The sequence below is a fragment of the Pseudarthrobacter sp. NIBRBAC000502770 genome, from assembly GCF_006517815.1.
GTDB classification, from domain to species: domain Bacteria; phylum Actinomycetota; class Actinomycetes; order Actinomycetales; family Micrococcaceae; genus Arthrobacter; species Arthrobacter niigatensis.
Genome location: NZ_CP041198.1, coordinates 2,513,301 through 2,534,945, shown reverse-complemented (window position 1 = coordinate 2,534,945; position 21,645 = coordinate 2,513,301). Strand labels below are relative to the sequence as shown.

At 67.5% G+C, this 21,645-nt stretch carries 16 protein-coding genes; 11 read left to right on the top strand and 5 right to left on the bottom strand.

All coding sequences use genetic code 11. The features are described from left to right. The first annotated feature begins 35 nt into the window (after nt 1-35). From glgX to NIBR502770_RS12100, 5 genes are all read left to right on the top strand, one after another. Nucleotides 36-2,294 (top strand): glycogen debranching protein GlgX, encoded by a 2,259-nt coding sequence (gene glgX / locus NIBR502770_RS12120; RefSeq protein WP_141182098.1) that lies wholly within the window; start codon nt 36-38, stop codon nt 2,292-2,294. Beyond that, nucleotides 2,291-4,621 carry a malto-oligosyltrehalose synthase gene (gene treY, locus NIBR502770_RS12115; protein ID WP_141182097.1) on the top strand — a complete coding sequence of 777 codons (2,331 nt, stop codon included), beginning with the start codon at nt 2,291-2,293 and terminating at the stop codon, nt 4,619-4,621. The genes glgX and treY overlap by 4 nt, the downstream gene beginning before the upstream one ends. Beyond that, nucleotides 4,618-6,405: a malto-oligosyltrehalose trehalohydrolase gene (gene treZ, locus NIBR502770_RS12110; protein WP_141182096.1), complete on the top strand. Its 1,788-nt coding sequence runs from the start codon at nt 4,618-4,620 to the stop codon at nt 6,403-6,405. The genes treY and treZ overlap by 4 nt, the downstream gene beginning before the upstream one ends. Next, the gene (gene mgrA, locus NIBR502770_RS12105; RefSeq protein ID WP_141182095.1) at nt 6,402-7,442 is read left to right on the top strand and encodes an L-glyceraldehyde 3-phosphate reductase; all 1,041 of its coding nucleotides are present in this window, start codon (nt 6,402-6,404) and stop codon (nt 7,440-7,442) included. Before treZ ends, mgrA begins: the two co-directional genes overlap by 4 nt. A gap of 164 nt (nt 7,443-7,606) precedes the next feature. Next, nucleotides 7,607-8,692, top strand: coding sequence for an inositol-3-phosphate synthase (locus NIBR502770_RS12100; protein ID WP_141182094.1), 1,086 nt, complete (start codon nt 7,607-7,609; stop codon nt 8,690-8,692). A gap of 272 nt (nt 8,693-8,964) precedes the next feature. Here the strand turns inward: NIBR502770_RS12100 and NIBR502770_RS12095 are convergent, their stop codons facing one another. The 4 genes from NIBR502770_RS12095 to NIBR502770_RS12080 all read right to left on the bottom strand — a co-directional run bounded on the left by NIBR502770_RS12095 (nt 8,965) and on the right by NIBR502770_RS12080 (nt 14,857). Further along, nucleotides 8,965-9,924: a DUF559 domain-containing protein gene (locus NIBR502770_RS12095; protein WP_141182093.1), complete on the bottom strand. Its 960-nt coding sequence runs from the start codon at nt 9,922-9,924 to the stop codon at nt 8,965-8,967. 400 nt (nt 9,925-10,324) lie between these two features. After that, the gene (locus NIBR502770_RS12090) at nt 10,325-12,001 is read right to left on the bottom strand and encodes a formate--tetrahydrofolate ligase (protein WP_141182092.1); all 1,677 of its coding nucleotides are present in this window, start codon (nt 11,999-12,001) and stop codon (nt 10,325-10,327) included. Between the two features lie 101 nt (nt 12,002-12,102). Next, nucleotides 12,103-13,368, bottom strand: coding sequence for a D-inositol-3-phosphate glycosyltransferase (gene mshA, locus NIBR502770_RS12085; RefSeq protein ID WP_141159818.1), 1,266 nt, complete (start codon nt 13,366-13,368; stop codon nt 12,103-12,105). Between the two features lie 76 nt (nt 13,369-13,444). After that, nucleotides 13,445-14,857: a 6-phospho-beta-glucosidase gene (locus NIBR502770_RS12080; RefSeq protein WP_141182091.1), complete on the bottom strand. Its 1,413-nt coding sequence runs from the start codon at nt 14,855-14,857 to the stop codon at nt 13,445-13,447. A gap of 91 nt (nt 14,858-14,948) precedes the next feature. On the opposite strand from NIBR502770_RS12080, the gene NIBR502770_RS12075 reads away from it, so the two are divergent. From NIBR502770_RS12075 to tsaD, 6 genes are read left to right on the top strand one after another with little or no spacing between them, the layout of a single operon-like run. Continuing rightward, the gene (locus NIBR502770_RS12075; protein ID WP_141182090.1) at nt 14,949-16,040 is read left to right on the top strand and encodes a carbohydrate kinase family protein; all 1,092 of its coding nucleotides are present in this window, start codon (nt 14,949-14,951) and stop codon (nt 16,038-16,040) included. 55 nt (nt 16,041-16,095) lie between these two features. Beyond that, nucleotides 16,096-17,334, top strand: a complete 1,239-nt coding sequence (gene alr / locus NIBR502770_RS12070; protein WP_141182089.1) for an alanine racemase — start codon at nt 16,096-16,098, stop codon at nt 17,332-17,334. Beyond that, on the top strand, nt 17,331-17,918 hold the full coding sequence (gene tsaE, locus NIBR502770_RS12065) for a tRNA (adenosine(37)-N6)-threonylcarbamoyltransferase complex ATPase subunit type 1 TsaE (protein WP_141182088.1): 588 nt from the start codon (nt 17,331-17,333) through the stop codon (nt 17,916-17,918). Before alr ends, tsaE begins: the two co-directional genes overlap by 4 nt. After that, on the top strand, nt 17,912-18,583 hold the full coding sequence (gene tsaB, locus NIBR502770_RS12060; RefSeq protein ID WP_141182087.1) for a tRNA (adenosine(37)-N6)-threonylcarbamoyltransferase complex dimerization subunit type 1 TsaB: 672 nt from the start codon (nt 17,912-17,914) through the stop codon (nt 18,581-18,583). The genes tsaE and tsaB overlap by 7 nt, the downstream gene beginning before the upstream one ends. Before the next feature lie 44 nt (nt 18,584-18,627). Next, a complete protein-coding gene (gene rimI / locus NIBR502770_RS12055; RefSeq protein WP_141183409.1) occupies nt 18,628-19,098 on the top strand; it encodes a ribosomal protein S18-alanine N-acetyltransferase in 471 nt (156 codons plus the stop codon). After that, nucleotides 19,095-20,186 carry a tRNA (adenosine(37)-N6)-threonylcarbamoyltransferase complex transferase subunit TsaD gene (gene tsaD / locus NIBR502770_RS12050; RefSeq protein ID WP_141159824.1) on the top strand — a complete coding sequence of 364 codons (1,092 nt, stop codon included), beginning with the start codon at nt 19,095-19,097 and terminating at the stop codon, nt 20,184-20,186. The genes rimI and tsaD overlap by 4 nt, the downstream gene beginning before the upstream one ends. Nucleotides 20,187-20,304: 118 nt before the next feature. Here tsaD and NIBR502770_RS12045 read toward each other — a convergent pair whose 3' ends face one another. Next, nucleotides 20,305-21,456 (bottom strand): glutamate--cysteine ligase, encoded by a 1,152-nt coding sequence (locus NIBR502770_RS12045; RefSeq protein ID WP_141159825.1) that lies wholly within the window; start codon nt 21,454-21,456, stop codon nt 20,305-20,307. Nucleotides 21,457-21,645: the final 189 nt, after the last annotated feature.

The following is a 21,645-nucleotide window of genomic DNA, read 5'->3' as shown; positions in this document are numbered from 1 at the left end:
TGCCGTCTGCTGCTGACCAAATAATGAGGAGCACGATGGAAGTCTGGCCTGGAACTGCCTACCCGCTGGGAGCTACCTTTGACGGCACCGGCACCAATTTCGCCCTGTTCAGCGAACGGGCGGAGCGGGTCGAGCTCTGCCTCCTGGCCGATGACTTGACCGAAACCAAGATCGAGCTGACCGAAGTGGACGGCTACGTGTGGCACTGCTACCTGCCCCACATCCAGCCCGGCCAGAAGTACGGCTACCGGGTGCACGGTCAGTACAACCCCGCCAGCGGTGACCGGTTCAACCCGAACAAGCTGCTCATGGACCCCTACGCCAAGGCCATCCAGGGCCAAATCGATTGGGACCCCGCGCTGTTCTCGTACGAATTCGGCGATCCTGATTCCCGCAACGACGCCGATTCCGCGCCGCACACCATGCACGGCGTGGTCATCAACCCGTTCTTCGAGTGGGACGGCGACCGCCAGCTGAAGATCCCGTACCACCAGTCGGTGATCTACGAAGCCCACGTCAAGGGCCTCACCGAACTGCACCCCGAGATCCCCGAGGAGCAGCGCGGCACCTACGCCGGCGTTTCCCACCCCGCCGTGATCGAGCACATGAAGAAGCTCGGCGTCACCGCCATCGAGCTCATGCCGGTCCACCAGTTCGTCAATGACGGCACCCTGGAAGAGAAGGGCCTCAACAACTACTGGGGCTACAACACCATCGGTTTCTTCGCCCCGCAGAACACCTACAGCTCCACGGGCGACGTGGGGCACCAGGTCCAGGAATTCAAGGCCATGGTCCGCGACCTGCACCGCGCCGGCATCGAAGTGATCCTGGACGTCGTCTACAACCACACGGCCGAAGGCAACCACCTGGGCCCCACGCTGTCCTTCAAGGGCATCGACAACCAGGCCTACTACAGGCTGGTGGACAACGACCTCAAGCACTACATGGACTACACGGGCACCGGCAACTCGCTCAACGTGCGCCACCCGCACTCCCTGCAGCTGCTCATGGATTCCCTGCGCTACTGGGTTACCGAGATGCACGTGGACGGCTTCCGCTTCGACCTCGCTTCCACTCTGGCCCGCGAGTTCTACGACGTGGACAAGCTCTCCACCTTCTTCGAACTCATCCAGCAGGACCCGGTAGTTTCCCAGGTGAAGCTGATCGCCGAGCCGTGGGACGTTGGACCCGGCGGCTACCAGGTGGGCAACTTCCCGCCGCAGTGGACGGAATGGAACGGCAAGTACCGCGACACCGTCCGTGACTTCTGGCGAGGCGAGCCCTCCACCCTGGGCGAGTTCGCTTCCCGCCTGACCGGCTCCGCCGACCTGTACGAGAGCTCCGCCCGGCGCCCGGTGGCCTCCATCAACTTTGTCACCGCCCACGACGGCTTCACCATGCGGGACCTGGTCTCCTACAACGAGAAGCACAACGAGGCCAACGGCGAAGGCAACAACGACGGCGAATCCCACAACCGTTCCTGGAACTGCGGCGTGGAGGGGGACACCGACGACGAGAAGGTGCTGACCCTCCGTGCCCGGCAGCAGCGGAACTTCATCGCCACGCTGCTGCTCTCCCAGGGCGTGCCCATGCTGCTCCACGGCGACGAACTGGGCCGCACGCAGCAGGGCAACAACAACACGTACTGCCAGGACTCCGAGCTCAGCTGGGTGCACTGGGAAGCCATGGACCAGCCGCTGGTGGAGTTCACGGCCTTCGTGAACAAGCTCCGCCACGACCACCCCACGTTCCGCCGCAGCCGCTTCTTCGACGGCCGCCCGGTGCGCCGTGGCGAAGGCGAGAAGCTGCCGGACATTGTCTGGCTCAAGACCGATGGCACCGAAATGCTGCCGGAGGACTGGGGGAGCGGCTTCGGCCGGACCATCGGCGTGTTCTACAACGGTGACGGCATCCAGGAACAGGACGCGCGCGGCCGCAGGATCACTGATGACAGCTTCCTCATGGCCTTCAACGCCCACGACGAGGATGTGGACTTCTGCGTCCCGTCCGACGAGTACTCGCAGTACTGGGAGGTCCTGGTCGACACCGCCGCCCAGGCCGACGCCTACGAGCCGCTCAAGGCCGGGGCCACCCTGACCCTGGATGCGAAGTCCATGGTGGTCCTGCGCGCCTACTCCGGCCCCGAAGCTGAAGTGGACACTTCCGCAGCCGCGTCCCTGGCCTCCATGGCCGAGCACGAGGAAGCCCAGGAGGAAATGGTGGAGGCCCAGACCAAGGCTGCGGAGGCGAGCGAGGCAAGGGCAACGGGCACCGACGAGGACGCCACGGCATGAGGACCCCGGTTTCCACCTACCGTTTGCAGATCCGCAGCAGCTTCACCCTCTTCGACGCCGCCGAAAAGGTCCCGTACCTGAAGGACCTCGGCGTGGACTGGGTGTACCTCTCGCCCATCCTCACCGCGGAGAAGGGCTCGGACCACGGCTACGACGTGACGGACCCCTCCGCGGTGGACCCGGACCGCGGCGGCCCGGAAGGCCTGCTGGCCCTCTCCAGGGCTGCCCGCGAGCACGGCATGGGCGTCCTGGTGGACATCGTGCCCAACCACGTGGGCGTTGCCACCCCGGTACAGAACCCGTGGTGGTGGTCCCTCCTCAAGGAAGGCCGCGAATCGCCGTACGCCGAAGCGTTCGACGTCGACTGGGACCTGGGCGGCGGAAAGGTCCGGCTGCCGATGCTCGGCTCGGACGCCGACCTGGACAAGCTCGAGGTCAAGGATGGCGAGCTCCGCTACTACGACCACCGGTTCCCGCTGGCCGAGGGCACGTACAGCGAGGGTGACTCCCCGCAGGACGTCCACAGCCGCCAGCACTACCAGCTCATGGACTGGCGCCGTGCCGATGCCGAGCTGAACTATCGGCGCTTCTTCGCGGTCACCACCCTCGCCGGCATCCGGGTGGAAGAGCCGTCCGTCTTCGAGAAGGCCCATGCCGAGGTGGGCCGCTGGTTCACCGAAGGCCTGGTGGACGGTCTCCGCGTGGACCACCCGGACGGGCTGGCCGACCCCGCCGGCTACCTCCGCTGGCTCAAGGACCTCAGCGGTGGCGCGTACGTCCTGGTGGAGAAGATCCTGGAACCGGGCGAAGTCCTGCCCCAGGACTTCGCCTGCGAAGGGACCACCGGTTACGACGCACTGGCGGACGTGGACCGGGTCTTCGTGGACCCCGCAGGGCAGCAGGCCCTGGACGCACTGGACGCCTCCCTGCGGGGAACGTCCGGGGCCGCCGACTACGCCGAGATGATCCGCGGCACCAAGCGCATGATCGCCGACGGCATCCTGCGCTCCGAGGTGCTGCGCCTGGCCCGGCTGGTCCCCGAGTCCCACGGGATCACGGTGGACCAGGCAGCCGACGCCATCGCGGAGATCATCGCGTCCTTCCCGGTCTACCGGTCCTACCTGCCGGTGGGAGCCGACGTCCTCAAGGAAGCCTGCGAGTCCGCCGCGGCGCACCGGCCGGACCTGGACGTAGCGGTGGGAACCCTCCTGCCGCTGCTGCTGGACCCCGCCAACCCCATCGCCGTCCGCTTCCAGCAGACCTCCGGCATGGTCATGGCCAAGGGCGTGGAGGACACGGCGTTCTACCGCTACACCCGCCTGGGCACCCTGACCGAGGTGGGTGCCGAGCCCACCGAGTTCGCGGTGGCACCGGAGGAATTCCACCAGCGCATGCAGCGGCGCCAACAGGAACTGCCGCTGTCCATGACCACCCTGTCCACCCACGACACCAAGCGCAGCGAGGACGCCCGGGCCCGGATCTCGGTCATCGCCGAACTGCCGCAGGAGTGGGCGGAAACGCTGGGGGCGCTCCGCGGACTGGCGCCGATTCCGGACGGGCCGTACGAGAACCTGCTGTGGCAGGCGATCGTCGGCGCCTGGCCTGCAAGCCGGGAGCGGCTGCAGGGCTATGCGGAAAAGGCAGCCAGGGAGGCCGGCAACTCCACCACCTGGACCGATCCCAACGAGGACTTCGAAGCTGCGGTAAAAGCCACCGTCGACGCAGTCTTCGACGACGCCCAGGTGGCCCAGGTCGTGGGGGACTTCGTGGCCCGCATCGACGCCTTCTCGGCCGCGAATTCGGTGTCCGCGAAGCTGGTCCAGCTCACCATGCCGGGCGTGCCGGACGTCTACCAAGGCAGCGAGTTCTGGGAGCGGTCGCTGACCGACCCGGACAACCGCCGGCCCGTGGACTTCGCCGCACGGCAGGCAGAGCTGGCAAAGCTCGACGACGGTGAGTTGCCGGACGCGGGCACGGAGGCGAGCAAGCTGCTGGTCACTTCCCGGGCCCTGCGCCTTCGCCGGGACCGGCCGGAGCTGTTCCAGGGCTACACCCCGCTCGAGGCCACCGGGCCGGCCGCAGGGCACCTGCTCGTGTTTTCCCGCGGCACCTCGGCAGCCTCGTCCGGCGCGGTGACCCTGGCTACCCGGCTGCCCGCCGGCCTGGAAGCCGCCGGTGGGTGGCGGGACACCGCCGTCGAGCTTTCCGCTGCCATGCGCGACGAACTCACCGGTACCAGCCACGGTCCTGGGCAGGTTTCGGTGTCCGAAGTGCTGGGTACCTACCCCGTGGCCCTGCTGGTACCCGTGGATGGAGAAAAGGCATGACCCTGGTCAACGCAGGACCCGAGCGCTTCGACGTGTGGGCGCCGGAAGCTGCATCGGTAGTACTGCTGGCCGACGGCCGGCAGTACCCGATGCAAAAAAAGGAGACCGCGCCCGGCTCTGAAGGCTGGTGGACTGCGCCCGACGCCCCGGCCGGCGGCGACGTCGACTACGGCTACCTGCTGGACGGGGACAGCACCCCCATCCCGGATCCGCGGTCGCGCCGGCTCCCCGCCGGCGTGCACAAACTGTCCCGCACCTACGATCCCGCCGCCTACGCGTGGCAGGACTCCGGCTGGGGCGGCAAGGACCTGCAGGGCTCCGTGATCTACGAACTCCATGTGGGCACCTTCACCCCCGAAGGAACCCTGGACGCCGCCGTGGACAAGCTGGGCTACCTGGCGGACCTGGGCATCGACTTCGTGGAACTGCTGCCGGTCAACGGATTCAACGGCACCCACAACTGGGGCTACGACGGTGTCCAGTGGTACGCCGTGCACGAGGGCTACGGCGGACCTGCCGCCTACCAGCGGTTCGTCGACGCCGCCCACGCGGCAGGGCTCGGCGTCATCCAGGACGTGGTGTACAACCACCTGGGACCCAGCGGCAACTACCTTCCCAAGTTCGGCCCGTACCTCAAGCAGGGGGACGCCAACACCTGGGGCGATTCCGTAAACCTGGACGGCCCCGGCTCGGACGTGGTGCGCGAATACATCCTGGACAACGCCGCCCTGTGGCTGCGTGACTACCACGTGGACGGCCTCCGCCTGGACGCGGTGCACGCGCTGCGGGACGAGCGGGCCGTGCACATCCTGGAGGACCTAGGGGCCCTGGGCGACGCCATTTCGGCTGAAACCGGGCTGCCCAAGACCCTCATCGCGGAATCGGACCTCAACAACCCGCGCCTGATCTACCCCCGGGACGCCAACGGGTACGGCCTGGCCGGCCAATGGAGCGACGACTTCCACCACGCGGTGCACGTCAACGTCAGCGGCGAAACCACCGGCTATTACTCCGACTTCGACTCCCTGGCCGTGCTGGCCAAGGTGCTCAAGGACGGGTTCCTGCACGACGGCAGCTACTCCAGCTTCCGCGGCCGGCACCACGGACGCCCCATCAACGCCTCGCTGGTGCACCCGGCGGCGCTGGTGGTCTGCAACCAGAACCACGACCAGATCGGCAACCGGGCCACGGGGGACAGGCTCTCCCAGTCCTTGTCCTACGGGCAGCTGGCCGTGGCCGCGGTGCTCACGCTGACCTCGCCGTTCTCGCCCATGCTGTTCATGGGCGAGGAATACGGGGCCTCCACGCCGTGGCAGTTCTTCACCTCGCACCCCGAACCTGAGCTCGGCAAGGCCACCGCGGAAGGGCGCATCAGGGAGTTTGAGCGCATGGGGTGGGATCCCGCCGTCGTGCCCGATCCCCAGGACCCGGAAACCTTCCGCCGCTCCAAGCTGGACTGGGCCGAGGCTTCCACGGGTGACCACGCGCGGCTCCTGGAGCTGTACCGGTCCCTGACGGCGCTGCGCCGCTCCCATCCGGACCTGGCCGGGCTTGGCTTCGGCGGCACCGACGTTTCGTTCGACGACGACGCCGGCTGGCTGCGGTTCCGGCGCGGTTCCGTCGAGGTGCTGGTGAACTTCTCCGACGCCAAGGTCCGGCTGGACGGTTCCGGCAGCGTCCTGCTGGCTACCGACGACGGAACCGGGTTGGACGGCGGGGCACTGGCCATGGCGCCCTGGAGTGCCGCGATCATCGCAACCCAACAGGAGGGACAGAACGCATGACCTACGCAGCAGCGGACAACCGCTATGAAACCATGCCCTACCGCCGGGTGGGCCGCAGCGGGCTCAAGCTCCCGGCTATCTCCCTGGGCCTGTGGCACAACTTCGGTGACGACAAGCGCTTCGAGGAACAGCGGGACATCCTCCGCCGTGCGTTCGACCTAGGCGTCAACCACTTCGACCTCGCCAACAACTACGGCCCGCCCGCCGGATCGGCCGAAACCAACTTCGGCCGCCACCTGCGGGATGATTTCAAGCCCTACCGCGACGAACTGGTCATCTCCACCAAGGCCGGCTACTACATGTGGCCCGGCCCCTACGGCGAATGGGGTTCCCGCAAGTACCTGATCTCCAGCCTGGACCAGTCCCTGCAGCGGATGGGCCTGGACTACGTGGACATCTTCTACAGCCACCGGCCGGATCCCGAGACGCCCATGGAGGAAACCATGGGCGCCCTGGACTACGCTGTCCGCTCCGGCAAGGCCTTGTACGCGGGAATTTCCTCCTACACCCCCGAACAGACCCTCGAGGCCGCCCGCATCCTCAAGGAACTCGGGACGCCGCTGCTTATCCACCAGCCCAGCTACTCCATGCTGAACCGGTGGACAGAGGACGGCTCGCCCAACCTGTACGAGGTGCTGGACCAGGTGGGTGCCGGGTCCATCGCCTTCTCGCCCCTGGCGCAGGGGATGCTCACGGACCGCTACCTCCACGGCATCCCGGAAGACTCCCGGGCGGCGCAGCAGAAATCCCTGGACCAGGGCCTGATCACGGAGGAGAAACTGGACCGGGTCCGCGGACTGCGGAAGATCGCCGAGGGCCGCGGGCAGTCCCTGGCCCAGATGGCCATCGCCTGGATCCTGCGGGACCAGCCCAAGGGCTCACCCGTCACCTCGGCCCTGGTGGGCGCCTCAAGCGTCCGGCAGCTGGAGGACACCCTGTCCGCCATCAACAACCTCGACTTCTCCGGCGATGAACTGAACGCGATTGACGAGTTTGCCGTGGAATCCGATATCAACCTCTGGAAACAGGACGCCTAAGGCACACATGTTTTCATTACACAGCGGGACCGGCGGAACAACGGCCGGTCCCGCTGTGTTGGGTAGTATGAAATGGCGCCGCGCGGCGCCAAGCCAGCCGGCCGCCGTCGTCCATTACTCGGAGGCCAACCAGGCCGGCTGACGTTTGTCCCCAAAGGAGTTCCGTGTCTTCACATCCCATCCGTGTTGCAATCGTTGGCGTGGGCAACTGCGCCGCCTCGCTGGTGCAGGGCGTCCACTACTACAAGGACGCCGACCCGGCCGAAACCATCCCGGGCCTGATGCACGTTGAGTTTGGCCAGTACCACGTGGGTGACGTTGAGTTTGTCGCCGCGTTCGATGTGGACGGCAAGAAGGTCGGCGTTGACCTTTCCGATGCCATCCTGGCCAGCGAGAACAACACCATCAAGATCGCCGACGTCCCTCCGACGGGCGTAACGGTCCAGCGCGGCCACACCCTGGACGGGCTGGGCAAGTACTACCTCGAGACCATCGAGCAGTCCACCGAAGAGCCCGTCGACGTGGTCCGGGCCCTGAAGGACGCCAAGGCTGACGTCCTGGTCTGCTACCTCCCGGTCGGTTCCCAGCGGGCCGCCGAGTTCTACGCCCAGGCTGCGATCGACGCCGGCGTGGCCTTCGTCAACGCCCTGCCCGTGTTCATTGCCGGCACCAAGGAGTGGGCTGACAAGTTCACCGCCGCTGGTGTCCCGATCGTGGGCGACGACATCAAGAGCCAGATCGGTGCCACCATCACCCACCGCGTGATGGCCAAGCTGTTCGAGGACCGGGGCGTCACCCTGGACCGGACCTACCAGCTGAACGTCGGCGGCAACATGGACTTCAAGAACATGCTGGAGCGTGACCGGCTGGAATCCAAGAAGATCTCCAAGACCCAGGCCGTGACCTCCAACGTTGAAGCCGAGCTGGCTGCCAAGGACGTGCACATCGGCCCGTCGGACTACGTCCAGTGGCTCGATGACCGCAAGTGGGCCTTCGTGCGCCTTGAAGGCCGGAACTTCGGCGACGCCCCGGTGTCCCTGGAGTACAAGTTGGAGGTCTGGGATTCCCCCAACTCCGCCGGCGTGATCATCGATGCAATCCGTGCCGCGAAGATCGGCCTGGACCGCGGCATCGGCGGCCCGCTGCTCTCCGCCTCCAGCTACTTCATGAAGTCCCCGCCGGAGCAGTTCAACGACGACCTCGCCCGCGAGAAGGTCGAGGCCTTCATCCGCGGCGACCTGGAGCGCTAAACCGTCTTTTCCCGGTGCCCGGACGCTCCCTCACCCTCACCGGGTGGGGGAGCGTCCTGCGTTAATACGCCCCACCACTTCCGGCCGGCTTTTCCGGGACGCCCCATCACTTTTTGCCGGCTTTTTCGGGACGCCCCATCACTTCCTGCGTACTCTCCCGAAACGCCCCATCACCTTTTGCCGGCTTTTTCGGGACGCCCCATCACTTCCCGTCCCCTGAGGAGCGTAAACACAGCGGCTGCGATTTTGGAGGCGGCGGTGGAGTTTTGTTTTCACCCGCTTCCGGCAAAACCGGCCGAGTAGGATTGGTCAATCCACGCCGTGTGAAGGTGTCGTTTGATTGCCGCCACAGCTCGTTGAAAACCGTCCGTGGCATCGTCCTTGGTGAATACCAGAACCGTCCACCCAGCTGATTCGAAGGCTTTGTCGCGCCGTCGATCACTCAATCGCTGAGCCTCAAGAAGATGGTGACCGCCGTCGTACTGGACTGCAAGGCGCCGGTGACGGTAGCCCAGGTCGGCAGTAGGGGAAGCTGCGTCATTCGGTCGAAGTGCGATCTGCAGGTCAGGGTCTGGCAGGTTCGCGTCAAGCATTGCCAGCCGCAGCATCGATTCCGGTGCCGAATCAGCGCCGACCCGCATCAGCTCCAAAGCTTCCCGGGCACGCACGACCCCCTGAAGATTAGGGTGCCGGCTGACTAGAGCGCTGAGACCCTCCAATGTGTCAAAGGGCTGTGACCTGGCTTCAAACTCCGCTCGAGGGATGCGAATGATTTGGTCTCCAAGGCAGACCAGCTCAGCCAGCGACAGCCGCCGGGCCAAGTCGAGCCAGGTTCGGGAACGAGTGCTGATGCGGATACCGTCGACAGTTTCGATTTCGTCGGCACTGGCAATGACCTTATGGGCAACCACACCTTTCCGGCGCACCTGCGGCAAATGCTTCGGTTTGCTCATATGCAGTTCAGTTGAATCCGACAGCCACGCGGGAAGCAGTTGACAGTGCAAACGCGCAGCTGTGACGTGCGAAACCCACGCACCTGGCGAAACTTCGGAGAGGACCCGTGCCGCGCCTTCCAACTCGAAGCTCCAAGTCGAGGGGCGGTACAACCGCCTGCTGACGTGGACCACGTCATCCTTCCGCAGCCGCTTCGCTGACACACCGGCAGTCACCGCCGAGTCGTATGTGAACGGAGAGCTTGCCAGGGTCGACGGTAGATCAGCGCGCTTATGCATGCTGGCATTCTGGCGTATGAGGCTAGACCCCTGCAGGAGTTATCCACAGGAACAGACCTGGATGGTTTCAAGGTGATAGGGCGTTGGTGAATTGGGGGCGGGAGGTGATAGGGCGTTGGTGCGTTGGGGCGGGAGGTGATCGGGCGTTGGTGAATTGGGGCGGGAGGTGATGGGGCGTTGGTGAGTTGGGGCGGGAGGTGATGGGGCGTTGGTGAGTTGGGGCGGGAGGTGATGGGGCGTTGGTGAGTTGGGGCGGGAGGTGATGGGGCGTTGGTGAGTTGGGGCGGGAGGTGATGGGGCGTTGGTGAGTTGGGGCGGGAGGTGATGGGGCGTTGGTGAGTTGGGGCGGGAGGTGATGGGGCGTTGGTGAGTTGGGGGCGGAAGGTGATGGGGCGTGGGGTTAGGTGAGGCCCACTGGATTCCCGTCCGCGTCAACGTCCATGCGCAGCGCAGCCGGGACGGCAGGGAGGCCCGGCATGGTCATAACGGCCCCGGTGAGGGCCACGATGAACCCGGCGCCGGTCTTGGGCAGCAGGTCGCGGACGTGGATGGTAAACCCCTTGGGGGCGCCCAGCCGGGAGGCATCGTCAGTGAACGAGTACTGGGTCTTGGCCATGCACACGGGCAGCGAACTCCAGCCGTTCCGCTCGATGTCGGCAAGCCGCTTCAACGCGGGCACGGAGAAGTCCACGCCGTCGGCGCCATAGATTTCCTGGACGATGGTCCTGATCTTGTCCTCAACCGACAGCCCCAGCGAATAGAGGTGCCGGAAACTGTTGGGGCCGGCCACTGCCCCGGCCACCAGGGCAGCCAGTTCGTCACCGCCGTCCCCGCCACCGCCCCGGCCCCACACGTCTGCGACGGCCGCCGGGACACCTTCGGCCGCGCACCAGGCAAGCAGCCAGTCGAGCTCCTCTGCGGAATCGGACGAGAACCGATTGATGGCAACCACGGGCGTGACACCGAACTTCTCCACGTTGTGGATGTGTCGCTGGAGGTTCACCACACCTGCTTCCAGCGCCGCCAGGTCCGGGTGGGTCAGCCGGGCCTTGGCTACGCCGCCCTGCATCTTCAAGGCGCGGACGGTTGCCACCACCACGACGGCGGAGGGTGCCAGGCCGCCGATCCGGGCCTTGATGTCCATGAACTTCTCTGCCCCGAGGTCTGCGCCGAATCCGGCCTCGGTCACCACGATATCCGCCAGGCGCCGGGCGGTCTGCGTGGCAATGAGCGAATTGCAGCCGTGCGCGATGTTGGCGAACGGGCCGCCGTGCACCAGCGCCGGGGTACCGGCAATGGTCTGCACGAGGTTCGGTTTGATGGCTTCCTTCAGCAGCAGGGTCAGGGCGCCCTGGACCCCCAAATCGGCTACGGTGACAGGTGTCCGGTCATAGGTGTACCCGAAGGTGATCCGGCCCAGGCGCTCGCGAAGGTCGGTGATGTCCGTCGCCAGGCAAAAGACGGCCATGATCTCTGATGCCACGGTGATGTCGAAGCCGTCCTGCCGGGGCACGCCCTGGGAGGGGCCACCCAGGCCGATCACTATCTCCCGCAGGGCGCGGTCGTTCATGTCCAGAACCCGCTTGAAGGTCATCCTGCGCGGATCGATGTTCAAAGCATTGCCCTGGTAGATGTGGTTGTCCACCAAGGCCATCAGGGCGTTGTTGGCGGACGTGATGGCGTGGAAGTCGCCCGTGAAGTGCAGGTTGATCTCGTCCATGGGCAGCACCTGGGAGTAGCCGCCGCCGGTGGCGCCACCCTTCATGCCCAGCACGGGGCCCAGGGACGGTTCCCGCAGGGCGATCATGACTTTGTGGCCGGCACGGGCCAGCGAGTCTGCCAGGCCAACGGTGGTGGTGGACTTTCCCTCGCCGGCCGGGGTGGGAGACATCGCCGAAACCAGCACCACCTTCCCGGCCGGCGGGGGCGCATCGAGGCGTGTGGGGTCGATCTTCCCCTTGTAGCGGCCGTACTGTTCCAGTGCGCCAGGGTTGATGCCTGCGGCCGCCGCGATCTCCTCGATGGGCCGGATCCGCGCAGCGCGGGCTATCTCAAGATCAGAAGGGAGAGCAGACATCCTTGTCCTTTCCTGCACCGGCCGGCGCCGGTACCTGCCCCTAAGCTAACAGCACGCAGCCCCAACGGCACGCGGTTCCGACGTCACCACGGAAAAGGGCTTCAGGACGCGGGAACCGCCGGGGCCAGGCGGCGGCCCACGAAGTTGTCGACGGCGGCATGGTAGCTTTCCAGCGTGATGGCGGCAGTGCGCTGCCAGCCGGAGTTCTGGGCCCGGATGGCAGCGGCCCGGCCCAGGTCCTCACGGGTGGCGGGGTCGTCGTAGAGGGCCTCCAGGGCATCGGCCCAGTCGGCTGCGTGGTGGCCGTCCACCAGGAGCCCGGTCCGGCCGTGGAAGATGGCGCGGGACAGGCCGCCCACCCGGGTGGCCACCACAGGCGTGCCGCAGGCCTGGGCCTCGAGTGCCACGAGCCCGAAGGATTCGCTGAAGGAAGGCATCACCACAACGTCGGCCGCGCGGAACCAGGACGCCAGCTCGGGGGCCTTCACCGGCGGAAGCTGCGTGACGACGTCGTCCATTCCCGCCTCCGCCACCAGGCAGCGGAGGTTGAACTCCTTGTTGCCGCTCAAAGCGCCCAGGATGGTGACGCGCAGGTCAATGTCCGGGCGGCGTTTGCGCAGCAGCGCCGCGGCCTTGACCAGGACCTGGGGGCCTTTCAGGCGCTGGATGCGGCCGGCGAAAACCAAGTGGAACGTCTCCGGGCTGACGCCGTGCCCGGCCCTGGACCGTGCCCGGAAGGCGGGAGTGAACGTGGCGAGGTCCACGCCGGGCGGGGCGATGTCGATTCGGTCGTAGGTGGCGCCGTAGTGGGAGACGAGTTCGGCGGCCTCAGAGCTGGTGTTGGCGATGAGCCTGGCCGCGCCGTCCACGATGCGGTGCTCGCCAAGTTCGCGGCGCCGGGGCTCAGGCTGCTCACCGGATTCCAGCAGCAGGTTCTTGACCTTGGCCATGGTGTGCATGGTGTGCACCAGCGGCACGCCCCACAGCTCGGACAGCTCCAGCCCGGCGATCCCGGACACCCAGTAGTGGGAGTGGATGACGTCGTAACGGCCGTGCGGCTGGCGGCGGCGGATCTGCTCAATTTCCGCGACCATGGCGTGGAGCAGCCCGGGCAGCTCCTCCTTGGGGATCTTCCGGGGCGGGCCGGCCAGGACGTTGTGAACGCACACCCCGGGGTCGGGATGCTCGACGGCGGGCTGGTCGGCTGAGGTGGCGCGCGTGAAGATCTCCACCTCCACACCTGCCTCGGCCAGCGCCGAGGCCAGCTCGCGGATATAGACGTTCATTCCGCCTGCATCACCGGAGCCGGGCTGTTCCATGGGGGAGGTGTGGAGGGAAAGCAAAGCGACCCTGCGGATCAGTGCCACGGGACCTCCTTCCGGCCGCCGGCGCGTGTCAGGGGTGCCGGCTCAGTGCACATCCGATAAAACATTACTCCTTCCCCTAACGCCCGCCGCCCTCCCACATCTTCCCCAGATCCGGAAACGCCCGCTCGTACCGGGCCATCAGCTTCACGGCCAGGTCCGCCGAATCCACCAGCGGGTGCCGGGCAAAGGCTTCGACGGCCGCCTCCCGGTTGCCGGCGCCCGCAGCCACGACAACGAGCCGCTCCACCTCCTTGACCCGCCGGAGCAGGCCCAGCTGCGGTTCCGCCGGGGTTTGCTGGGGCAGCGGGACGGCGCCGGCCTCGGTGACAGTGCAGGGGACCTCGACGACGGCGTCCGCCGGCAGGCCGGGAATGGCAGGTTGGGGCGGGGACGGGGTAGCACCGGCGCGCCCGGGTGCCGGGGCTGCCGGCAAGGCGTTCACAGTGTTGAGGACCAGTTGCGTGCCTCCGCCGCCGGCGAGGGCGCGCATGGCGGCGAGGGCAACACGCTCATAGCCGCCGCCGGCGAGGTCTTCCTCGCTCCGGGGCTCGCCGGCACCCCGGGCTTCGGCCAGGTATCCCTCTTCGCGGGACCGGCGCGCTGCCTCCCACAGCCGGTAGGCGTCCGGGCCGGCCGCGGCAAGCCGGGGATACAGCTCCTGCTGCTGGCTGTGGATCGTCTGCCCGCGCGTGCCCGCCATGGCCTGCATTGCCTGCCGGGCGGCCTCGCCCTGGTAGTAGTAATACAGGTACTCGTTGGGGAGCAGGCCCAGCCCGGCAAGGAACGGCTGCGGGAACAACCGGCCCTCCTCGAAGGACTGCAGCGCCGCGGTGTCCGCCAGAAGGCCTGGGAGCATATCCCTTCCGCCGGACTCCAGCCGGTACAACCAGCCCAGGTGGTTCAGCCCGTAGTACCCCACGCCGTCGAGCCGTCCCGCCGGCAAGGGCACACCGGCAGCCCGCGCGGCCCGCTGCACCAGGCCGCCCGCAGAGTCGCAGATCCCAATGACCCGGTTCCCCATGACGGGGCGCAGCGCCTCGGTGACCATCCCGGCCGGATTGGTGAAGTTGACCAGCCACGCGTCCGGGCAGCGCTCGCGCATCAGCCGGGCAAGGTCCACCATGTGCGGGATGGTCCGCAAAGCGTAGGAAATCCCGCCCGCCCCCGTGGTTTCCTGGCCCAACAGCCCGAGGTCCTGTGCCACCTTTTCATCTGCCACGCGGCCCGCCGTCCCACCGGGCCGGATCGCGGCGAACACCATGGAGGTACCGGGGAGGGCCGCGGAAAGATCGGTGGTGGCATCCACCGGAAGGTGCGCACCTTGTCCTGTGGGCATACTGCGCAGCACAGCGGTGACGGCGTCAAGGCGGGCGGGATCGACGTCGTGCAGCACCAACTCCGTGACCAGCCCGGAAAAGGGCCCAGACACCAACGCCCGGTATATCAACGGCACCCGGAAACCCCCGCCGCCGGCAATCAGAAGCCGCATGGATGCAGTCTAGGACCAGCCTCCGACACCCTGTCCAGGCCGCTTCCTAAGCCCCTACCGGAGCCCCTGCCCCACGGCGTATCCTGCGCTCATGGACGCCATGCCAGCCCGCCGCTTCGATCCGCTGGCCGCTGTCCGCTCGCCGGCGGAACCTGGATTCGACCTGCTGCTGGCCGGGACCGTCTTCCAGGACATCATCTTCACCGGCCTGCCGCACGGGCCCGAACCCGGCACGGAAATCTGGAGCGACGGCATGGGCAGCTGTCCCGGCGGGGTGGCCAACCAGGCCATCGCCGCGGCGCGGCTGGGACTGCGGACCGGGCTGGCGGCGGCTTTCGGGGACGACGGCTACGGTGACTTCAACTGGAAGATCCTCTCCAGCCAGGAACACGTGGACCTCAGCCTCTCCCGCCGCGTCCCGGGCTGGCACTCGCCGGTCACCATCTCCCTCTGCGTGGACCAGGACCGCTCCATGGTCACCCATGGCCACTCTGCGCCGGTGACCAACTCCGAGCTGATCGGAAGCCCGCCCCAGGCGCTCGCCGGCATCGCGGAGGTCGGCATGGAAATTGAACCGTGGGCCCGGGCCGCCCACGGCGCAGGAGTTCGCCTGTTCGGTGACGTCGGATGGGATCCCAGTGGGGAGTGGGCTCCGGTGCGGCTGGAAAACCTGCAGTACTTCTACGCCTTCCTGCCCAACCAGCGCGAGGCCATGGCATTCACCGGCAAGGACAATCCGTGGAGTGCCCTCTACGCACTGGCGGACCGCGTGCCGGTGGCGGTGGTCACCCTGGGAGCGCAGGGCGCCATGGCCGTGGACTCGGAAACCGGGGAAGAGGAATGGGTCCCGTCGCTTCCGGTCAAGGCGCACGATCCCACCGGAGCCGGCGACTGCTTCGACGCGGCGTTCATCGTGGGTACCCTGGCCGGCTGGCCGCTGGGGGACAGGCTGCGTTTCGCCAACCTGTGCGCCTCGCTGGCTGTGCAGGAGGTTGGCGGATCGCTGGCCGCCCCTGGCTGGGGGGACATCGCCGACTGGTGGAAGCGCGCCAACGCCCGCCCGGAACGGCAGATGAGCCAGTGGCTGCGCCGCTTCGGATTCCTCGCGGAAATCATCGAGGACGTCCCCCTCGCCGCCCAGCGCCGCGCGGCCGCCACCATCGCGCATCTCTCCGACGCCTGAGGAGCTCCGGACGCCCGATTATTCGGCGCGAAGTGCCCGCACTAGAATCAGTCAGGTGACCTACCCCGCAAGAACCGGTGAATTCAGCGCTGCCTCCGGGCCGGACCCCCACCATGAGCGGTCCGCCGTGATCGACCTGGAGGCCATCCGGCACAACGTCCGCCGGCTTGCCGCCGCCGCTTCCCCCGCGAAAGTCATGGCCGTGGTCAAGGCCGATGCGTACGGGCACGGCGCGGTCCCGGTGGCCCGTGCAACCCTGCAGGCAGGCGCGTCCTGGCTGGGCGTGGCGCACATTTCCGAGGCCCTCGCGCTCCGCGCCGCCGGCATCGATGCGCCCCTGCTCGCCTGGCTGCATACCGCCGACAGCAACTTTGGCGCCGCCGTGGCTGCCGGCGTCGACATTGGCTGCTCCGGGTGGGAGCTGGAACGCATCGTGGCTGCGGCCCGTGAGCAGGAACGCCCCGCACGGATCCACCTGAAGGTGGACACGGGGCTTGGCCGCAACGGCGCCACGCCAGAAGCCTGGGACCGCCTGGTGGGGGAGGCTGTGGAGTACCAGGACCAGGGACTGCTGCGCGTGGTGGGCATCTTCTCCCACCTCGCCGTGGCTGATGAGCCGGAGCGGCCCGAAACCGATGAGCAAGTGGCCGCATTCCGGGAGGCCCTTGCCATTGCCGAGGACGCGGGCGTGGACCCTGAGGTCCGGCACCTGGCCAACACCCCCGCCACCCTTTCCCGCCCGGACACCCACTTCGACATGGTCCGCGTGGGCCTGGGCATTTACGGGCTTTCACCGTTCGACGGGACGACCTCGGCCGAGCTCGGCCTCCGGCCCGCCATGACGCTGCGCACACTGGTGTCGCAGTGCAAGGAGGTGCCCGCGGGACAGGGCGTCTCCTACGGCCTCCACTACCGCACCCGGGAAGCGAGCACCCTGGCACTGATCCCGCTGGGCTATGCCGACGGCGTCCCGCGCGTGGCCACCGGCGGCCCAGTCCGGGTGGCCGGGAAGACCTATCCCGTGGTGGGGCGGATCGCCATGGACCAGATGGTCATCGACCTCGGTGCCGAGGCATCCGGGGCGGCGTTGCAGGGCGCGGAAGCGGAGCTGTTCGGGAACGGTGCCGACGGCGGACCCACCGTTGACGAATGGGCGCGCGCCGCCGGGACCATCAACTACGAGGTGGTGACCAGGATCAGTCCGCGCGTACCCCGCCGCTTCATCAACGAGGACGAATCCGCTGGCAGCGGCCAGGCCATGGCCGGCGCGCCCGGCAAGGCCGGAGCGGCATGAGCGCGCCGGACGAACTGACCGCCAACTGGGAAAAGACCTTCACGGCGACGACGGCGGAACAGACCCACGCGTTCGGCGCCCGTTTGGCGGAGGTGCTGCAGGCCGGGGACCTGCTGGTGCTGTCCGGCGAGCTGGGTGCCGGGAAAACCACCTTCACCCAAGGTCTGGGCGAAGGCCTGGGCGTCCGCCCGGGCATCATCTCGCCGACGTTCGTCCTGGTCCGGATCCACCCCAACCTCCCGGACGGCCCCCGCCCGGGCGGCCCGGACCTGGTGCACGTGGACGCCTACCGCCTTGGGTCGGCGGCGGAGATTGACGACATCGACCTCGAAAACACCATGGATTCATCGGTGACGGTGGTCGAGTGGGGACATGAGCGCGTGGAGCACCTGAGCGACAGCCGGCTCGAGATCGACCTGCACCGTGCCATCGGGCTCGGGGCCACCCCGGCGGCCACCCCAGGAAGCCTGGACTTCGACGCCGAAGACACCGACGAGCCCCGGACCATCGTCGTGCGTGGCTACGGTCCCCGCTGGGCGGACTTCCCCGCACTGGCCGGACCGGACGGGGGAGCGGCATGCTGATCCTCGCCATTGACACGTCGGCCGTGGCCAGCGCAGCGCTGGTCACCGACGATGCCCCCGAAAGCGTGCTGGCCAGCTTTGCCACGGAGGACACCCGCAGCCATGCCGAGGTGCTTGCCCCCGGAATCCACGCCATGCTGGCGTCCGCGGGCGTGACCGGGCAGGATGTGGACGCCCTGGCAGTGGGGGTTGGTCCTGGTCCGTTCACCGGCCTTCGCTCCGGCATCGCCACCGCCCGCACCTTGGCCTATGTGTGGGGAAAGCCGCTGCACGGACTGGTGAGCCTGGACGCGATGGCCCTGGAAGTTGCCGAGTCCACCGCCGCCGTCGCCGAGTTCCTGGTGGTGACCGACGCCCGCCGCAAAGAGGTCTACTGGGCCCGGTACAGCTTGGCTGACGGACAGCTGCCCGTGTTGGAGGACGGCCCCCACGTCGGGTTCGCGTCTGACCTCCCGGACCTGCCTGCTTTCGGCGCCGGCGCGGGACTCTACGCCGATGTGCTCCGGGCCCATCCGGATTTCGCCGCGGAGCAGCCGGATGCCCTCTATCTCGGCCAGTTCGCCCTGGCCCGGCTGGCGTCGGGACACACCCTGCTGGACTCCACCCCCCTGTACCTGCGCGAATCCGATGCCCAGGTGCCCGGACCACGGAAGCGGGCATTGTGAGCACCACCCCGGACCCACGCGCGGCTGACGTCACCGTCCGCGACATGACGCTGGACGATATTCCCGCCGTCGGCGCACTGGAACACAAGCTCTTCCCCATTGACGCGTGGCCAGTCCAGATGTTCCTGGACGAACTCTCCCAGCCGGAGACCCGGCGCTACCTGGTGGCGGAGACCACGGGTGGCATCGTGGGCTACGCCGGGCTGATGTGCATCGAGCCCATCGCTGACGTCCAGACCATCGCCGTCGTCCCCGAGCACGAGGGGCGCGGCATCGGCAGCACGCTCCTCACGCAGCTGATCGACGAGGCCCGGCACCGCGGCGCCGCTGACGTCCTTCTTGAGGTCCGGGCCGACAACCCTCGGGCACAACAGCTCTACGTGCGGTTCGGCTTCGAACAGATCCACATCCGCCCCCGGTATTACCGCGACGGCGTGGACGCCCTCATCATGCGGCTCCAGCTGGCCGCGCCTGAAACTGACGGACACGAAGCAACGGAAGCAGGCCAGGCATGAACCGTACGCAGCCCCTGGTGCTGGGCATCGAATCGTCCTGCGACGAAACCGGCGTGGGCATCGTGCGTGGCACCACCCTCCTGACGAATACGGTCTCTTCCTCCATGGACGAGCACGTCCGTTTCGGCGGAGTCATCCCCGAGATCGCCTCCCGGGCCCACCTCGATGCTTTCGTTCCCACCCTCGAACAGGCCCTGGCCGACGCCGGCGTGACCCTGGACGAGGTGGATGCCATCGCCGTAACCTCCGGACCTGGGCTTGCCGGCGCGCTGATGGTGGGCGTGTGCGCCGCCAAGGCGCTCGCCGTGGCCACCGGAAAACCCCTGTTCGCCATCAACCACCTGGTGGCGCACGTTGGCGTCGGACTCCTGGACGACCGTGCCACCGGCCGCAGGCAGGAGCTGCCGGAGAACCTCGGAGCCCTGCTGGTTTCCGGCGGCCACACCGAAATCCTGCGGATCAACAGCATCACCAGCGACGTGCAGCTCCTGGGCTCCACCATCGACGACGCCGCAGGCGAGGCCTACGACAAGGTGGCGCGCATCCTGGGCCTGGGCTACCCCGGGGGACCGGCCATCGACAAGGTGGCCCGCACCGGCAATCCCAAGGCGATCCGCTTCCCCCGGGGCCTCAGCCAGCCGAAATATATGGGCACGGCCGATGAACCCGGCCCGCACCGGTACGACTGGTCCTTCAGCGGACTCAAGACGGCCGTGGCACGGTGCGTAGAGCAGTTCGAGGCCCGCGGCGAAGAGATTCCCGTGGCCGACATTGCCGCGGCGTTCCAGGAAGCCGTGGTGGACGTGATCTCCTCCAAAGCGGTTCTGGCTTGCCGGGAGCACGGCATCAAGGATGTCCTGCTGGGCGGCGGCGTAGCGGCAAACTCCCGCCTGCGGGAGCTGACCGGGCAACGCTGCGCCTCCGCCGGTATCCGCCTGCACGTCCCGCCGCTGGACCTGTGCACGGACAACGGCGCCATGGTAGCCGCCCTCGGCGCGCAGCTGGTGATGGCCGGCGCCGACCCAAGCGGCATCGGCTTCGCCCCGGACTCCTCGATGCCCGTCACCTCGGTCTCGCTGCCGGCCTGACGGCACAGGGACGGGCGAAAGCGAACCGTCGCGGGGCACTTTGGCGGGCTCCGCCGTCGTACATCACGATGGCGGCCGGCGTGTCCGTGTCGAAGTGCCCCACTTCGGCAGGAGCATGTCAGGCGGTGGGGCCGTTGCGCATCTGCTTGACCAGGTCCAGCACCACGGCCTGCAGGTTCCCGCCGTTCTCGGCAGCCACCCGGCGCTGGCGCTGGTACCCGGCGCCGCGGCTGATGATCTTCTCGACGTCGGCCAGTTCGTCGGAGCAGCGCAGCTTGGCCGCGACCGGTTCAAGCCGGTTCAGGGTCTCCAGCAGGTGGTCGGTGACCAGCTGCTCCTTGCCCGCGGCGTCAAGGATGATGATGGCGTCCAGGCCGTACCGGGCAGCCCGCCACTTGTTTTCCTGGACGTGCCACGGCGGCATGGTGGGGATGGTGCCGCCGTTGTCCAGGGTGGTGGAGAACTCATCCACCAGGCACTGAGTGAGCGCCGCAATGGCCCCCACTTCCTCCAGGGTGGCCAGGCCGTCGCAGATCCGCATCTCGATGGTGCCCAGGGCGGGCACCGGCCGGATGTCCCACCGGATCTCCGAGATGGTGTCGATGACGCCCGTGGTGAACATGTCCTGGACATAGGACTCGTACTCCGCCCAGGACGTGAACTGGAAGGGTAGGCCCGCGGTGGGAAGCTGCTGGAACATCAAAGCACGCTGCGAGGCGTATCCGGTGTCCTCACCGCCCCAGAACGGGCTGGATGCGGAGAGCGCCTGGAAGTGCGGGAAGTAGTTGACCAGGCCGTCCAGGACCGGAAGGGCTTTGTCCCGGCGGTCCAGGCCCACGTGGACGTGGACGCCATAGATGACCATCTGCCGGCCCCACCACTGGGTCCGGTCGATGAGCTTGGCGTAGCGCTCCTTGTCCGTCACGGGCTGCAGCTGCGGGGGGCTGAACGGGTGGCTGCCGGCGCAAAACAGCTCCACGCCCATGGGATCGGTGATTTCACGCACCGCAGCGACGGACCTGTTGAGGTCCTCCTTGGCCTCGGCGGCCGTTTCGCAGATCCCGGTGACCAGTTCCACCGTGTTGAGCAGCAGTTCCTGCTTGATGTGCGGATGTTCGTCGTCTTCGTTGAGCTCGGGGTGGCGGGAAGCCACGCCGCGGAGCACCTGGTTGGCCACGGAAGCGAGCTCGCCCGTCTTTCCGTCCACCAGGGCAAGCTCCCACTCAACACCGAGGGTTGACTGCCTCGATGACGCGAAGTCGATCTTCACACGTTTCCTTACTGTCCGGTTTGCCGCTGGCTGAAGCCGCTCACAGGCTGCTGCCGGCAGGGGAACGGGTGGTTCAAGTCTAGTGCAGGGGTAGCATCGTACTGATGGCACCGTTCCCCCCGCGTCATAGTCCTGCCAAATCCGTCCCCCTCCTCGTCGCCCTTTCCGCACTGGCGCTGGCATCCTGCT

Coding starts and splice junctions, on each gene's coding strand:
- NIBR502770_RS12080 (WP_141182091.1), bottom strand. CDS start 14,857: ATGCGGCTTCTGATTGCCGGCGGCGGGGGTTTCCGGGTGCCGTTGATA.
- mgrA (WP_141182095.1), top strand. CDS start 6,402: ATGACCTACGCAGCAGCGGACAACCGCTATGAAACCATGCCCTACCGC.
- treZ (WP_141182096.1), top strand. CDS start 4,618: ATGACCCTGGTCAACGCAGGACCCGAGCGCTTCGACGTGTGGGCGCCG.
- NIBR502770_RS12095 (WP_141182093.1), bottom strand. CDS start 9,924: ATGCATAAGCGCGCTGATCTACCGTCGACCCTGGCAAGCTCTCCGTTC.
- tsaD (WP_141159824.1), top strand. CDS start 19,095: ATGAACCGTACGCAGCCCCTGGTGCTGGGCATCGAATCGTCCTGCGAC.
- tsaB (WP_141182087.1), top strand. CDS start 17,912: ATGCTGATCCTCGCCATTGACACGTCGGCCGTGGCCAGCGCAGCGCTG.
- rimI (WP_141183409.1), top strand. CDS start 18,628: ATGACGCTGGACGATATTCCCGCCGTCGGCGCACTGGAACACAAGCTC.
- NIBR502770_RS12075 (WP_141182090.1), top strand. CDS start 14,949: ATGGACGCCATGCCAGCCCGCCGCTTCGATCCGCTGGCCGCTGTCCGC.
- NIBR502770_RS12090 (WP_141182092.1), bottom strand. CDS start 12,001: ATGTCTGCTCTCCCTTCTGATCTTGAGATAGCCCGCGCTGCGCGGATC.
- treY (WP_141182097.1), top strand. CDS start 2,291: ATGAGGACCCCGGTTTCCACCTACCGTTTGCAGATCCGCAGCAGCTTC.
- glgX (WP_141182098.1), top strand. CDS start 36: ATGGAAGTCTGGCCTGGAACTGCCTACCCGCTGGGAGCTACCTTTGAC.
- tsaE (WP_141182088.1), top strand. CDS start 17,331: ATGAGCGCGCCGGACGAACTGACCGCCAACTGGGAAAAGACCTTCACG.